This is a genomic window from Acidobacteriota bacterium, assembly GCA_028875575.1.
In the GTDB taxonomy this organism is placed as follows: Bacteria; Acidobacteriota; Terriglobia; order Versatilivoradales; family Versatilivoraceae; genus Versatilivorator.
On the sequence record JAPPDF010000002.1, the window covers coordinates 38,894 to 52,461 of the forward strand.

Sequence of the window (13,568 nt, forward strand, 5' to 3'; positions counted from 1 at the left end):
ACCTCTCCAGTTGGAACGAATCATTAATACTCAAAGCCCTTTGCAAAATTCGGAAGCGGGACGATTACCGGAAATGGCCACAAAAGGCACAAAAACACAATTTGTGCCTTTTGTGGTTAAAAAGCAGTTTTACCAGGCCGCACCCGATATCGAAAAAGGCAAAACCCAAGGTTTGCCGGCAAGATGACCTGACGCCCTGCGAATTTTGCAAAAAATTCCACAGCCATTGTACTACCTACCAGCGGGCTGGCATCTCTCACTGGGTCGCCGGGCATCGGGGATTCCGATGGCTTGCGCCAATGGCAACCCGCAGACGCCGTAGCCACAGTTTACTGAAGTCTCTACCGATTCAGGGTTTTCGATAGACTACAATTCCAAACAAGTTTGGTGGAGTATCCCCTTGGATCTCAGAAGAGTCCTCCGGGCTGCGGACTCAGCGTCACTCGGAGACAAGTTGGTGCTGCCCCGCCGCGAGGGTGGGCGCCCAATGCCCACCTGGTACGTGGATGCGGTCGGCTTCTGGTGTGTACTGGGATACGCGGCGCTGGCCCTTCTCGCCCGGCAGCCGGGAGAGCCGCCGCTGCCGGCTTTCTTCCTGCTGATCGCCTGGACCGGCTTGCCGGTGTTCGGCCTCTATCTGCACTTCCGCCGGCGAGAGGAGCCCTTTCCGCTCGGCCGCCTGATTTTCTGGACGGTAGCCTTCCGCATCTGCGGGCTGGCGGGCGGTCCCTTCTACGAGGACGACTTTTACAGATACCTGTGGGACGGATACCGCTTCGCCACCGCCGGCACCCCCTACGGCGCGGCCCCGGAGGCTTTCTTCATCGACCCCTCCGTGCCGCCGGCCATGCAGTCCCTGCTCAGCGGCATCAACTATCCCGAACTTCCGACCATCTACGCCCCGGTGACGCAGGCCATCTTTCTGTTTGGCTATTGGGTGCATCCGGGCAGCGTCGCAGTGCTGCAGGCAATCCTGATCCTGTTGGACCTGGCGCTGGTGGTCCTGCTGTTGCGCCTGGCGCCGGCGCGGAACGTGCTGCTCTATGCCTGGTGTCCTCTGGTGATCAAGGAGATCGCCTTTACCGCCCACCCGGACGGCGCCGGCGCCTGCCTTCTGCTGGCAGCTGTTCTGTTGTCCCGGAACCGCCGCTGGCAGGTGGCTGCCATCACGCTGGGGCTGGCCGCGGGAGCCAAGGCGTTCGGCCTGGTGCTGGCGCCGCTGGTGCTGGCCGGAGCCCGCCTGCGGCACTGGATGATGTTCGGCGCCACGGTGGCGGCTGTCTATGCTCCCTTCGTGTTGAGCGGCGGGAGCGATCTGGCATCGCTTCAGGTGTTTGCACGGGAGTGGGAATTCAACTCGTGGCTGTTCGGGCTGCTTGAGACCGCGCTGCCGCCGTTTGAGACCAGACTTGCCCTGGGGCTTGCTTTTGCGGCATTCTGGGCCTGGTACCACGTCGAATACTTTCGGAGCCCCGCTCGGGTGATCCCGCGGGGGGATTGGATCTTCGGCGGGCTGCTGGCGGTATCTCCGGTCATCAATCCCTGGTACCTGCTTTGGCTGTTGCCATTCGCGGCGATTTATCCGACCATTTGGGCCTGGACGGCCTCCCTCGCCGTGCTGCTCAGCTACGCGACCGGGCTGAACCTGCAGGACTACGCCATGCACCCCTTTGGGCAGCCCTGGTGGGTGCGTGTACTGGAGTTCGGGGTGATTCTGTGCGGGCTCGCCTGTGACCTGGTGCGGCGCCGGCGGGCCGGCAATAATGAGGATGAACGACCATGAAAAAAGACCGGATTGAAACGGCGACGGCACGCATGTGGCTGCAGCGCAATTTGGCCTTGACCCTGCTCGCCACGGCTATTCTGGCTACCGCCTGCGCTCCCCCGCAACCGGAACGGATCTCCGATTGGGATGCCAGCGACGAGTCCAATGTCGAGCCTATCGATCACGGCCCTTGGCAGAACATCCTGGACGCCTACCTCGATCCCGATCCCCAGGGCGTCAATGTCCTCGACTATGCCGCTCTGGCAGCCAGTTCCGATGACACGGCCAAGTTGGCCGGATACCTCGAGCACCTGCAAGGAATCGACCCCCGAGATTACCGCCGGGCGGAGCAGATGGCCTACTGGATCAACCTGTACAACGCCCGCACCGTGAAGATGGTCTCGGACTCCTATCCGGTGGATACGATCAGGGAGATCCACCAGGGCGACGTCCCGATGACCGGCCCCTGGGGAGACGTGTGCGCCAATGTCGCCGGCCAGGACCTAACGCTCGACCAGATAGAGCACCACATTCTCCGCCCCATCTGGCGGGACAAGCGGATTCACTACGCGGTGAACTGCGCCGCCTACAGTTGTCCGCAACTGATGGAGACGGCCTTCACTGCCGCCAATACCGAGTCGCTGCTCGAAGCAGGGGCGCGGACCTACGTGAACAGTGCTCGAGGTGTGGACGTGGTCGACGATGAGTTCATCGTCTTGTCCAGCATTTACAAATGGTATCCCGAGGACTTCGGGGATACCGAGGAGTCGCTGTTAGAGCATCTCGTCCACTACGCCGACAGCGAGTTGGCAGACTTTCTCGAAGGGTTCGAGGGCACGATCGACTACGACTACGACTGGAAGCTGAACCAACCCCAGCCCTGATTACACACTTCACACCCACGGGAGACAGACGCCAAACGCCGCTCCAACGTTACTTCGCGAACTCTCGTCGGCCGAGGCACAAAGCACGCGCCTGCACCCGGCGACACCACCACTTGAAATTCGGTAAGATCACCTTTTTTTACCGCAACCGTTCGGTTTTCGTTTGTCAAACGTCACAAACGGCAATAAGGTATTTGAGCGCAACAAGAGGAGGATAGAGACATGAAGAAATTTGTATTGGCAGCCATCGTTCTCGCCGCCGGCATAGGGCTATTCCAGCTTTGGGTCTCGGCCTCCGGCTCCATCGGACCGGGATCCGGCAAGGTGAGTCCGCGCGCGGCCTACTCGAAAGGCAAGGCTCTGACGTTCGACCTGCTGGTCTGCGATACCTGCCCGCTAAAGAAGGGCGAACTCGATCGTGACCGTGCCAGGAGCCTCAGGGCCAGTCTGGAGGCGGTCTACAACGGCAAGACAACGGGATCGCCGGACGACGATGCGGTCACCGCGCTGTGCGGTAAAGACGACGTACAGGGCGAAGAATGCAAAATGAGGATGGAAGTGGTTCACTACTTCCTGACCCGGCGCTTCAAACTCTAGCCCGTCTTCCTCGCAATCCATTCGATAAACAAGGAAGGTATCTACCCTATGATCCGCAATAGTCGTTCGTTCGTGACCGTTCTGGTCGGCTCGGGGCTTGCCCTGTGCTTGTGGGCCCCTCTCTCGTTCGCCCAGGGCACGCCCTGGTTGGCCGAGCCGGGGACCGGCAGCGTCAACATTTCCTTCGTCAACCAGAATGCCACCGAGTTTTTCCGCCAGACCACCAAGGTGAAGGGACCTCTGGAGGCGACCGGGGCCAACCTGGCGCAAAACACCATGTGGTTCGGGGTCAACTACGCCATCAATGACTCGGTAGCTATAGACGTGCAATCTGCTTGGGCGCGGAGCTTCGTGGCGGGCGCGGTCGGACCGTCGGGCGGCCAGGAGAGCTACAGCGGGATATTCGATTCCACCCTCGCCGTCACCTGGCGAATCGTCGATGAGCTTGTCAGCGACGCGCCCAGCGTCGCCGTGCGGGTGGGAGCGATCATCCCCGGCAGCTACGACACCGGCTATATCAACTCGCTCGGCGACGGCGGCGCCGGGGTCGAAACCTCGCTCATCATCGGCAAGTTCGGCAGCGCGGCAGGAGTCTCGGCGGAGATCGGCTACCGGAACCGCACCAGCACCGAGGTCAACACCCAGGCGCTGGGCGGCGCTGCCTCGGGTGGGGAGAAGGTCGACATCCCGGCGGACGTATTCCTCAACCTGGGTCTCTTCATCCCGGCCGGCGACTATTTGACTGTCGGGGCGGACTATCGGATGGTCAATGCACTTGACGGCATCGACATCGGCGGGCCGGGCTTCTCGCCGAGCCAGTTTCCCGGCTTGCAGGAGGACGCGCACATCGTGGGCGGGCGGCTGATGGCCGACGTCGCCGACAACGTCAGCCTGAACGGGTTCGTCGGACGAGTGGTGGCGGGGCGGAACACGGCAGCCTCGCTGCTCATCAGCTTCGGCGTCAGCCTCGGCTTCGGCGGAGGCGGCGTCGGGTTCTAGCCGGAGATATTGCTACAACAGCATGTTCAGGGAAAGATCTTCACCTCAGGACTGACTATGGGCTCTGAATAGGGCCGACTACCCTTTCAAAGGCGAGTTCATCACCAATAAAAGGGATCATATGTTGAAGCCACCCGGAGCCTCAGGGAGCCCTCCGTATATCGGCGCCTGCTCCTGTCCCACTACCTCCCTCAGTTGCAAGATAACCTAGCCAAGACAGGTCCCGTGAGGGACGTGACGCGCTCAGGGGTCCAGTCTCGGTGAATCATGCCGGCTATCGGTAGATCGCGGGGGGGCGGACCGAGCCGGATCCGGCTCGTCGGCGACGGGGACCGGAAAACGCAGCCAGGTGCACCACAACCTCATCCACCAGGAGAGCGCCGGCCACCAGGTGGTCGGCCACGCAGCCGAGGTCTCGGCCCAACCCCAAAGCCGGGCGGTCCTCGAAGGACGCCTTGAGGATGCCGGCAAGGAAGGATCGGGCTTCCGCCGCCCGGCCCGACCTCTTTTGCGAGATTGGACGTTCGATGACGTCGACGGCATAGCTTCGAACGAGCCTGGGCAGCATCGAAGCGAAGGTTTCGGGTTGGTCGAACAGATCCAGGCCGAGTCGCTCCTTTCCGACCATGAAGACGGCACCGACTTGACCGGGAAGCGAATTGACGGATTCGACGTATTGATCGAGCGTCGCGGCATGCCGTTCAAAGATCGAACTCATGGCTCTGCTGGGCGATGCCGCATCCATGGCGGCGGCTTTGGCCGCAATGGAGTGCCAGACCTGGGCCTGGTCGGACACCCTTTCACCGGTCTCAGCCAATGAATGGAGCACGCTGGCGAGCCTCTCAGTCCTGCCCCGCGCGTACTGCAGCTGCTCGGTCACGACGAAATCGTCTCGCTCATAGTCCCAACGGCCCTCCTCCACGCACGACACGGGAATGACCACCGTGTGTTGCTCCGGGATGAGCATGGTGAGATTGGCAACGCGATTCTGCTTGGCCCCGACCAATTCTTCCCCGTCCAGGATCAGCACCGGCAGCTTCGATCGGTTCTCCACCGCAAGGTCAGGCACGCTTCCGGCTCGGGACACCTCTTTGACGGTGACCAAGCCTCCCCGCAGGCCGTCGGCCAGCATCAGGTATTGGAGGCTGCTGCGGACGTCCGACAACAGCGGAAACATCGTCAGTCCCTTCCACGCCTGGGGATCTCCAAGTTTCAGGTTGGAGAGGGCGGCTTTCAGTGGATGCATGGGCGACTCCTTGATATGGTCAGCAAAAATCAGTAAAGTGCATAATTATCGATGTAGAGGGGATTCTGTCAACAGTAAACAACATTAATCACCATTAAAAACCACTTCTATGGCTTTTGACCGGGAAACGGAAAGCTACACGGCCGCTGAACTGCAGCGGGAGACCGGGTTCGATCGCAGGACCATCGCCTACTACGTGCACGAAGGCCTGCTGCCCAAGGTGGGAAGGCGCGGGTCGCGAACCCGATACCCGAAGCTGGTCCGGGACCGCCTGCTCTTCATTCGACAGGTTCGGGAAGCGGAGCAGCGAGGGATTGTGGCGCCGGTGTCCCTCCGCGACATGCGCAAGATCTTCGAGCACACGCCGCCGGAGCTGATTTCCGGTGTCGCCGACGGGCGGATTCCCGTCAACCCGGAAGCCGTCTCCACCATATCTCCCAGCATCCGTCCACTAGCCCGGCGGCGGGAAGCCATCGAGGAACGTTGGGCGCCTGTGCGGAAAGACCGACCCAGCGCCGAGTTTCCCGGAAGATTGGCCGATTCACGCTTCCACGAGCCCGGCCCGGAAGAAAGCGAGGCGCCCGAGAGGCACTACTGGCGGGACAGCCACCCGGAGGAGAAAGGGAACCGCCGGGCCACGGACCAGGACGACCCGAACCTCGCGTACCAGCCGATACCGGTTGAAGATTCCGAACCAGGCCGGGAATCGGAGCTCGGCGAACTGCTGGCCGCACTACAGGACATCGCGGACCACCGCCGACAACCGTCGCCCGCAATGGACCGCTGGCTTCAAGTAGAGGTTTCTCCGGATATCACGCTCTCGGTCCGGGGGGTGAACGACGAAGCAGCCGCCTTACTGGAGAGAGCGGTCCACCGCCTGCGCCGCCTCATGCGCGAACACGCGGAAGTGGGGATGGATGAGGAGGAAGATGAGTCGTGAGGGTTGTGAAGCGGGCTGGCGTGCTTCCCCGGGACGATTGGGTGTTCAGCGCTTATTCTGGGGTGGACCTAAACTGTGGGGTAGACCACTGCAACGTTCGTTATCCGCTGCGCCCCCCAATGTGCCGACACCTGCCCCTGCCAATCCACGCCCGAGCACTTTTGGGCTTGGTCGGGTGTGACTTTGACTTTTCCCGAGATCAGGAAGTCTCGGTTTCCTCGTTGAGGACGGAAAGATACCGGTCATAGACAAATAGGCGGTTCCGTCGTTTTCCGGTAATCTCCCGCGCGATCCCCTGAGTCGCGAGCAGTTCCATGGCTGAGGCAGTTGCCCGAAAGGAGAGCTTGGTCTCTCGGCACGCCGCAGGCAACGATAGAATAGGCCTCGCCTTGAGCGCGTCGTGTACACGCAGTGCCGACCCGGTCTTCCGCCCCCCTGACACTTGAATGCGGTTGCGGTCATCCTGGAACATGCGGGACAGACCCTGTGCACTGGAGACTGCACCCTCAGCCGTTCGCTTCACTCCTTCCAGGAAGAAGCCAAGCCAAGCCTCCCAGTCGCCTGTGCGGCGCACGTGGTTCAGCAAGTCGTAGTAGTCACCGCGGTGTTGCTTGAAATACAGGCTCAGATAGAGGAGCGGCTGGCTTAGCAAACCGGCTTGACACAGAAGTAGCGTTATGAGAAGCCGGCCAACGCGGCCGTTTCCGTCCAGGAAGGGGTGAATGGTCTCGAACTGCACGTGTGCAAGCCCCGCCCTTAGAAGTACGGGCACCCCATCGTCGGTGGCGTGGAAAAAGCGTTCTAACGCCGTCATGCAATCGGGCACGACCGTGTGCGGCGGGGGCACGAAAGCAGCATGACCCGGCCGGTTGCCGCCGACCCAATTCTGCGAGCGGCGGAACTCACCGGGTGTTTGGGACTGTCCCCGCCCGCTCGACAACAACACACCGTGGATCTCGCGGATCAGGCGATTCGACAGGGGGAAATTCTGCTCCAGGCGACGCAAACCATATCTGAGCGCCGCCACGTAGTTGGACACTTCGGTCACATCATCAAGCGGAATCCCGGGCACTTCCTCAAGCTCGAATAGCAGAAGATCCGACAGAGAGGACTGCGTGCCCTCGATCTGAGAGGAAAGCACCGCTTCCTTGCGCACATAGGCATACAGGAAGAGCGCGTGGTCCGGCAGCAAAGTCGAGACCGCGTCGAGGCGGCCCAAGGCAAGTACCGCCGATTCCAGAAGCTGTTGCAGCGAGCCGTCCAACATCAGAGCAGGTGTTGGGGGCAACGGCAGCGGCACAAATGCCCGAACCCGCTCACCGCCGACGATCGTCACTTCATAGCTGCCGCTTTCTCCGCGCCGCATGATGGGCTGTCCTTATTTACGGTTGTTCAATAACACTATTTGCTATTTAACTTTAGTGTCTAAATTACAATAACGAAGGTTCCAATGCAAATCCAGCGGGGACAATCACGATAAGGGATACTGCCGAGCGCACATCTTGTACTGCCGGGCATTCACCGCAGTCTCAGTCGAAACCGACAGGCCCACGCCTGGGTAGTCACTGGCCTTCGACACCTACGGCTACGATGGCAGGAGTGTCCCCGCCCCCCATCCCCTCACCCCGCAAACACTTCCTCCAGAGCGGCGCGCATGACCGCGCTGTCGGGGTCCTGGCCGGTCCAGTAGCGGAAGCTGATGACGCCCTGGTTGACCAGCATGCCCAGGCCGTCCAGAGCGGTGCAGCCTCGGGCGGCGGCGTTCCGCAGCAGGCGGGTTTGAGGGGGGTTGGCGATGACGTCGGCCACCACCATAGCAGGCGTGAGGGTGTCTGTGCGGAGGGGGATTCGGGCGCCGGCATCGGGGTGCATGCCGATGGAGGTGGCGTTGATGAGGATCTCGGTGTCTTCGGACACGGCGTGGTCTCCCTCCCAGGGAAGGAAGCGGGCCTCCACCTCGGTTCGGGTCTGAAGCAGCTCCACAAGTTCCTGTCCCCGCCGGGGGCTGCGGTTGACAATGGTGATGCGGGAGGCTCCGGCCAAGGCCGTCTCGACCGCGATGGCCCGGGCGGCCCCGCCGGCGCCCAGGATCGTCACCCGCTTGCCTGCCGGTTGGGTCACCTCGCGCAGCGACTGCAGGAATCCCTTGCCGTCGGTGTTCTCGCCCACCAACTCCTCGCCGTCCACCACCACGCAGTTGACGGCTTCCATGACACCCGCGGATTGGCCCAGGCGGTCCAGGTGGGGGATGACCGTGACCTTGCAGGGCATGGTGCAGTTGCCGCCGCGGAAGCCCAGGACCCGGACCGCCCGCACGGCTTCGGCCAGCCGCTCGTTGCCCAGCTCGAAGTTGACGTAGCGCCAGTTCAGGCCGTGGTGGCGAAAGGCCTTCTCCAGCATGTGCTGGGTGGGATTGTCGGCCAGGTGGTGGCCGAAGCAGAACACCAGCTCCTGTCTGAAGTTCCACCGCTGGGCCATGGGTTCCTCCGGTTGTGTAAGCCTGTGGATTGAGACTGGGCAGGCATTCTAATGGGGAAGCCGAACCGCGTCAATTTGGGCTTGACCTCCCGGCAGGGATGGGGATTTACTCTAAGGGTTCCGATTTTCCGAGCGTTTCGAATCGTGGGACGGGACCGGATGGTTAAAGCCCGAGGAGGTTCCCAAATGCGATCCTGCCTGTGGAAGCTTTCAGCCCTGGCGATGCTGGTATTGCTGGCGGGATGCCGTGCGGAAGAGGGCGGCAAGACCCCGGGCGACGGGACGCCTTCCCGGGGAACCATCGGCCTGTCGGTGATGACCCTGACCAATCCCTTCTTCAAGGTGATTGCCGACACGCTCACCGATGAAGCCCGCAAGCATGGCTACGAGGTGGTGGTGACCAGCGGCGAATTCGACGTGGCTCGCCAGCGCAACCAGGTCAAGGACTTCATCGTGCGCAAGGTGAGCGCCATCGTGCTCTGCCCCACCGATTCCAAGGCCATCGGAACCGCCATCCAGGAGGCCAACCAGGCCGGCATCCCCGTCTTCACCGCCGACCTGGCCTGCCTGGCCCCGGGCGCCAAGGTGGTCTCTCACATCGCCACCGACAACTACGCCGGTGGCAAGGAAGCCGGCAAGGCCATGATCGAGGCGTTGGGCGAAGCCGGGGGCAAGGTGGTGGTGCTCCACTATGAGCAGGCAGAGTCCTGCCTGCTGCGGGTGCAGGGGTTTAACGAGATCATCGACGAATACAATCGCGATCGCCGGGCGGGCACCATCGACATCGTGGCCGTGCTGCCGGGTGGAGGGGCCAAGGACGGCGGCTACAAGGCCGCCGAGGACGCCATCCAGGCTCATCCAGACCTGGTTGGGATCTTCGCCATCAACGACCCATCGGCCCTGGGGGCCAGGGCGGCGCTGGAGAAGGCCGGCAAGGCCGACCAGGTCAGGATCATCGGCTTTGACGGCCAACCGGAGGGCAAGCAGGCGATCAAGGACGGGCTGATCTACGCCGACCCCGTGCAGTTTCCGGACCGCATCGGCCGCCAGACCATGCAGACCATCGCCAGGCACTTCGAGGGAGAGGAAGTGCCCCCGGAGATCCTGATCCCCACCGCCCTCTACCGCAAGGCCGATGCCGAAAAGGATCCAACCCTTCAATAACCCTGGAGCCGGCCGCTTGGCGGCGTCCCGGTCGGCTTGTCCCCCCAGCCCCCCGCCACCGGCAACTCCAGACGCCGACGCCGTTGTCCGAATGGGAATTCCGGGCTGTTCTCCTGCCTGAGACCCCGTCGCCGGAAGTGAACTCCATGGGCCATCCCCGCTTTCATCGGCTGTTGTCCCGACTCCTCTCCGACTACGGCATGGTGCTGGTGCTGGTGCTGCTCGGGGCCTGCTTCAGCTACGTCACCTGGGACGAGCAGCACCCCACCGGCGTGGAGGCCGCCGAGCAGTTGACCGACCGCATCACCAGTGAATTTTCCCCGGGCGCGGCCGTCCTGGTGGTGGCCCGGGAGCACGGCGAGGATGCGCTCTTTGCCGACTCCCTCGAGCGCCGGCTGAGCGACGCCGGAATGAGGGTGCTGGGAACCGTCAAGGGCCAGCCCTCCGACGCCCGGGAACGCCTGGATGGGCTGTCCAGGTCGGGCGGGTGCCTGCACGCCATCGCCTGCACCGACGTCACCGGCCGCTGGGCTGTCTTCGACAGGCTGGGCGAGAAGTTTCCCGGCCTGGCCGGGGCCAGCGTCCTGACGCCCCCTAGCTACCGCTGGCCCAACTTCCTCAAGCGCGACAACCTGCTGAACGTGGCCAACCAGATCGCCGTCATCGCCATTCTGGCGGTGGGAATGACCATGGTCATCATCACGGCGGGGATCGACCTTTCGGTGGGCAGCCTGATCGCCTTCTCGGCGGTGGTGTGCACCTGGTTGATCCGGGAGGCGGCCTCGGCCGAAGCCGCCGGCCCGCTGGACATGGTGCTCTGCGGCCTGGGGGCCATCCTGCTGTGCGGCCTGCTGGGGGCCTTCTCCGGGGTCATGGTCACCTGGTTCGCCATTCCCCCCTTCATCGCCACCCTGGGAATGATGCTGGTGGCCAGCGGGCTGGCCTACATCCTGGCCGAGGGTCAATCGGTCTACCAGGTTCCCGACTCCTTCGTCTGGCTGGGCCGCGGGGCCGATTTTCTGAGGATTCCCAACGCTGTGCTGCTGATGCTGGCGCTATACTTGTCGGCACACTTGTTGATGACCCAAACCGCGCTGGGGCGCTACATCTACGCCGTCGGCGGCAATCGCGAGGCCGCCCGGCTCTCGGGAGTCCCGGTCACGGCCGTGCTCATCTTCGTTTACACCCTGTGCGCGGCCCTGGCCGGGCTGGGCGGAGTGGTCATGGCCTCCCAACTGAAGAGCGGCTCCCCCACCTACGGGCTGATGTACGAGCTCTACACCATCGCGGCGGTGGTGGTGGGCGGAGCCAGCCTGGCGGGCGGCGAGGGCCGGATCTTCGGAACCCTCATCGGGGCCTTCATCATCGCGGTGATCCAGAACGGCATGAACCTGACCGGCGTGGAGAGCTACACCCAGAAGGTGGTCCTGGGGGCGGTGATCCTTGGCGCCGTGCTGCTGGACATCGCCAAGAAGCGGGGCTGGGGGAGATTGCAGAGGGCCAGACAGGCGTGAAGCGGCCGCGGCTCCCCGGTGCCGCGAGCTTGCAGGATGGGCGGTGCGCCCCCGGCGCGTCCGCAAGAGGAGATTGCAGGGATCAGAAGGGTAAGTCAACCGCAGGTCATTGAACAAAGGAGGAACTTCAACCATGAACATCAAGCTACTGGGCAGGGCAGCCGTCGCCGGACTTTTCCTGATTGGGGTTGTCTTGGCCCTGACGGCCCCGGCCGTGGCCGGGGAGGGAGACGGCCAGAAGGAAGTGATCTTCTATTCGGACGGACGCCACTCCAGCGTCTACCTCTATGAACCCCCCATGAGCGTTCGCCAGTACGTGGAGCCCATCGACGAGCTGCTGGACCTGGGCATCGATACCATCACCTACGCCGTGGGCGACTGCAGCGTGCTCCTCTACGACACCAAGGTGGGGGAACGCTGGGGGCACAACCTGAACCTGGTCAACCACATCGTCTGGTATCGGGCCGGCCAGAACGCCCATTCGTTCATCCAGCGGGGCATGGACCCCCTGGACGTGGTCACCAAGCACGCCCAGCGCCGGGGATTCAAGTTTCTCCCCAATATCCTGCTCAACATGCTGCACACGGCCCCCAACAAGGTCACCAACAGCCGCGTGGCCGACTTCACCACCCGGCATCCGGAGTGGCAGGTGGGGCCGGAGCCGGACTTTCCGGCGGCAGTGCACGATCTGCCCCACCGGCTCTCCTACGCCCGGCCGGAGATCCGGGCCGACCGCCTGGCGGTGATCACGGAGCTGGTGAGCCGATATCCCACCGACGGCATCGAGATCAATTTCAAAGATTACGCTCCCTTTATCGCCCGGCGGGAGGTCCCCGAGCACACCGAGACCATGACCGGCTGGCTCCGCGAGATCCGGCAGGCTTGCGACCTGGCGGCCAAGGAGCAGGGCCGTGAGAAGCGGCTGGTCATTCGCATTGCCGGCACTCTGGAGGGCAACCGCACGCTGGGAATGGACCTGGAAACCTGGATCCGGGAGGAGCTGGTGGACTCGGTGATCGCCATGCCGGTGACCCACGGGTATGAAGCCGGAACCCCCGAGCTGCGGAAGGTGGTCGAGGCCACCAAGGGCACCAAGGTCAAGGTGCTGGCCGGCATCAACAACTCCGCCAATCCCCAGGACACCCGCGAGGTCTTTGCCGCGGCCGCGGCCAACGCCTACGCGGCCGGAGCCGAAGGCGTGCTCTTCCACACCTACTACCCCGACCCCGACCGCTATCCCTACGACGACTCGGCCATGGAATCCATGCGCTTCATGGGGTATCCGGACGTGCTGGCCCACAGGGACAAGCGCTTCCGCATCGGAAGCAATCCCAAGGCGGACACCCCCCCAAAGTACGGGGTCCCCTGGCAGCTCCCCCTGGAGCTGGTCCCCGGTGAGAAGGGGAAGGAGATCCACCTGGACGTGGCCGACGACCTGGCGGCCAAGGCAGGCGAGGGTGAGCTGTGGCGCTGCGAGCTGCAGGTCATGGTGCAGCACATGATGCATACCGACAAGGTCAAGCTGTGGTGGAACGGGAAGGAACTCCCTGAAGCCAAGTGGCGCAAGGCGGACTGGACCTACCAGATGCGTCCGCGGCCCCAGCGCTACCGGGGATACCGGCTGCACGTGGACCTGCGCGGCGAGGACCTGCCCAAGATGGGCCGGAACACCATTCGGGTCGACGTCCTCGAGAAGGACAGCAAGCTGGTCTTCCCCATTATGATCAGCGACGTGGAGCTGGTGGTGGAATACCTGCCCGGCAAGAACGGTCTGCGTCCGGGAGAAGGCGGGCCGGGACTAAAGCAATAGATTTGCCCGCACTCCTCACCTGGTCGCTGAGCATAGGGGGGACGGGTCCTTGTCTTCAACATCTTGCGGCGTTTAGTTAGGAGCTTTCAGCGTACAGACTGTGCTGGGCGCGCCCTGGCTTGTCCTTTTCCCCTCAGCCCATCCATGCTCGCTCGACCGTAGTGACCGCTA

12 protein-coding genes are annotated in these 13,568 nt (G+C 63.1%); 9 read left to right on the plus strand and 3 right to left on the minus strand.

Going from position 1 to position 13,568, the window contains the following annotated elements; translation table 11 throughout:
• Positions 1–10 precede the first annotated feature (10 nt).
• The 5 genes from OXI69_00525 to OXI69_00545 all read left to right on the plus strand — a co-directional run bounded on the left by OXI69_00525 (position 11) and on the right by OXI69_00545 (position 4,245).
• Entirely contained in the window at positions 11–187 is a 177-nt protein-coding gene (locus tag OXI69_00525) for a hypothetical protein (protein ID MDE2664613.1), read from the plus strand.
• A gap of 300 nt (positions 188–487) precedes the next feature.
• Complete coding sequence (locus tag OXI69_00530; protein MDE2664614.1) at positions 488–1,783, plus strand: hypothetical protein; 1,296 nt, start codon at positions 488–490, stop codon at positions 1,781–1,783.
• On the plus strand, positions 1,780–2,649 hold the full coding sequence (locus OXI69_00535; GenBank protein ID MDE2664615.1) for a DUF547 domain-containing protein: 870 nt from the start codon (positions 1,780–1,782) through the stop codon (positions 2,647–2,649). The genes OXI69_00530 and OXI69_00535 overlap by 4 nt, the downstream gene beginning before the upstream one ends.
• 222 nt (positions 2,650–2,871) lie before the next feature.
• Positions 2,872–3,246 (plus strand): hypothetical protein, encoded by a 375-nt coding sequence (locus tag OXI69_00540; GenBank protein MDE2664616.1) that lies wholly within the window; start codon positions 2,872–2,874, stop codon positions 3,244–3,246.
• A gap of 48 nt (positions 3,247–3,294) precedes the next feature.
• Positions 3,295–4,245, plus strand: coding sequence for a hypothetical protein (locus OXI69_00545; protein MDE2664617.1), 951 nt, complete (start codon positions 3,295–3,297; stop codon positions 4,243–4,245).
• Between the two features lie 274 nt (positions 4,246–4,519).
• Here the strand turns inward: OXI69_00545 and OXI69_00550 are convergent, their stop codons facing one another.
• A complete protein-coding gene (locus tag OXI69_00550) occupies positions 4,520–5,491 on the minus strand; it encodes a hypothetical protein (GenBank protein MDE2664618.1) in 972 nt (323 codons plus the stop codon).
• A gap of 109 nt (positions 5,492–5,600) precedes the next feature.
• Between OXI69_00550 and OXI69_00555 the strand changes: the two genes are divergently transcribed.
• On the plus strand, positions 5,601–6,431 hold the full coding sequence (locus OXI69_00555) for a MerR family transcriptional regulator (GenBank protein MDE2664619.1): 831 nt from the start codon (positions 5,601–5,603) through the stop codon (positions 6,429–6,431).
• A 199-nt stretch (positions 6,432–6,630) separates the two neighbouring features.
• Here OXI69_00555 and OXI69_00560 read toward each other — a convergent pair whose 3' ends face one another.
• Together OXI69_00560 and aroE are read right to left on the minus strand one after the other, a co-directional pair.
• On the minus strand, positions 6,631–7,797 hold the full coding sequence (locus OXI69_00560; protein MDE2664620.1) for a Fic family protein: 1,167 nt from the start codon (positions 7,795–7,797) through the stop codon (positions 6,631–6,633).
• Between the two features lie 254 nt (positions 7,798–8,051).
• Positions 8,052–8,909 carry a shikimate dehydrogenase gene (gene aroE / locus OXI69_00565; protein MDE2664621.1) on the minus strand — a complete coding sequence of 286 codons (858 nt, stop codon included), beginning with the start codon at positions 8,907–8,909 and terminating at the stop codon, positions 8,052–8,054.
• A 186-nt stretch (positions 8,910–9,095) separates the two neighbouring features.
• Between aroE and OXI69_00570 the strand changes: the two genes are divergently transcribed.
• The 3 genes from OXI69_00570 (at position 9,096) to OXI69_00580 (ending at position 13,397) form a co-directional block, all read left to right on the plus strand.
• Complete coding sequence (locus OXI69_00570; GenBank protein ID MDE2664622.1) at positions 9,096–10,073, plus strand: substrate-binding domain-containing protein; 978 nt, start codon at positions 9,096–9,098, stop codon at positions 10,071–10,073.
• A gap of 146 nt (positions 10,074–10,219) precedes the next feature.
• Positions 10,220–11,587, plus strand: coding sequence for an ABC transporter permease (locus OXI69_00575; GenBank protein MDE2664623.1), 1,368 nt, complete (start codon positions 10,220–10,222; stop codon positions 11,585–11,587).
• A gap of 133 nt (positions 11,588–11,720) precedes the next feature.
• Complete coding sequence (locus OXI69_00580; GenBank protein MDE2664624.1) at positions 11,721–13,397, plus strand: family 10 glycosylhydrolase; 1,677 nt, start codon at positions 11,721–11,723, stop codon at positions 13,395–13,397.
• Positions 13,398–13,568 lie beyond the last annotated feature (171 nt).

Bases quoted from the DNA above. Each gene is read 5' to 3' on its own strand.
- OXI69_00530 (MDE2664614.1), top strand. From the start codon at position 488: ATGCCCACCTGGTACGTGGATGCGGTCGGCTTCTGGTGTGTACTGGGA.
- OXI69_00535 (MDE2664615.1), top strand. From the start codon at position 1,780: ATGAAAAAAGACCGGATTGAAACGGCGACGGCACGCATGTGGCTGCAG.
- OXI69_00540 (MDE2664616.1), top strand. From the start codon at position 2,872: ATGAAGAAATTTGTATTGGCAGCCATCGTTCTCGCCGCCGGCATAGGG.
- OXI69_00545 (MDE2664617.1), top strand. From the start codon at position 3,295: ATGATCCGCAATAGTCGTTCGTTCGTGACCGTTCTGGTCGGCTCGGGG.
- OXI69_00550 (MDE2664618.1), bottom strand. From the start codon at position 5,491: ATGCATCCACTGAAAGCCGCCCTCTCCAACCTGAAACTTGGAGATCCC.
- OXI69_00555 (MDE2664619.1), top strand. From the start codon at position 5,601: ATGGCTTTTGACCGGGAAACGGAAAGCTACACGGCCGCTGAACTGCAG.
- OXI69_00560 (MDE2664620.1), bottom strand. From the start codon at position 7,797: ATGCGGCGCGGAGAAAGCGGCAGCTATGAAGTGACGATCGTCGGCGGT.
- aroE (MDE2664621.1), bottom strand. From the start codon at position 8,909: ATGGCCCAGCGGTGGAACTTCAGACAGGAGCTGGTGTTCTGCTTCGGC.
- OXI69_00570 (MDE2664622.1), top strand. From the start codon at position 9,096: ATGCGATCCTGCCTGTGGAAGCTTTCAGCCCTGGCGATGCTGGTATTG.
- OXI69_00575 (MDE2664623.1), top strand. From the start codon at position 10,220: ATGGGCCATCCCCGCTTTCATCGGCTGTTGTCCCGACTCCTCTCCGAC.
- OXI69_00580 (MDE2664624.1), top strand. From the start codon at position 11,721: ATGAACATCAAGCTACTGGGCAGGGCAGCCGTCGCCGGACTTTTCCTG.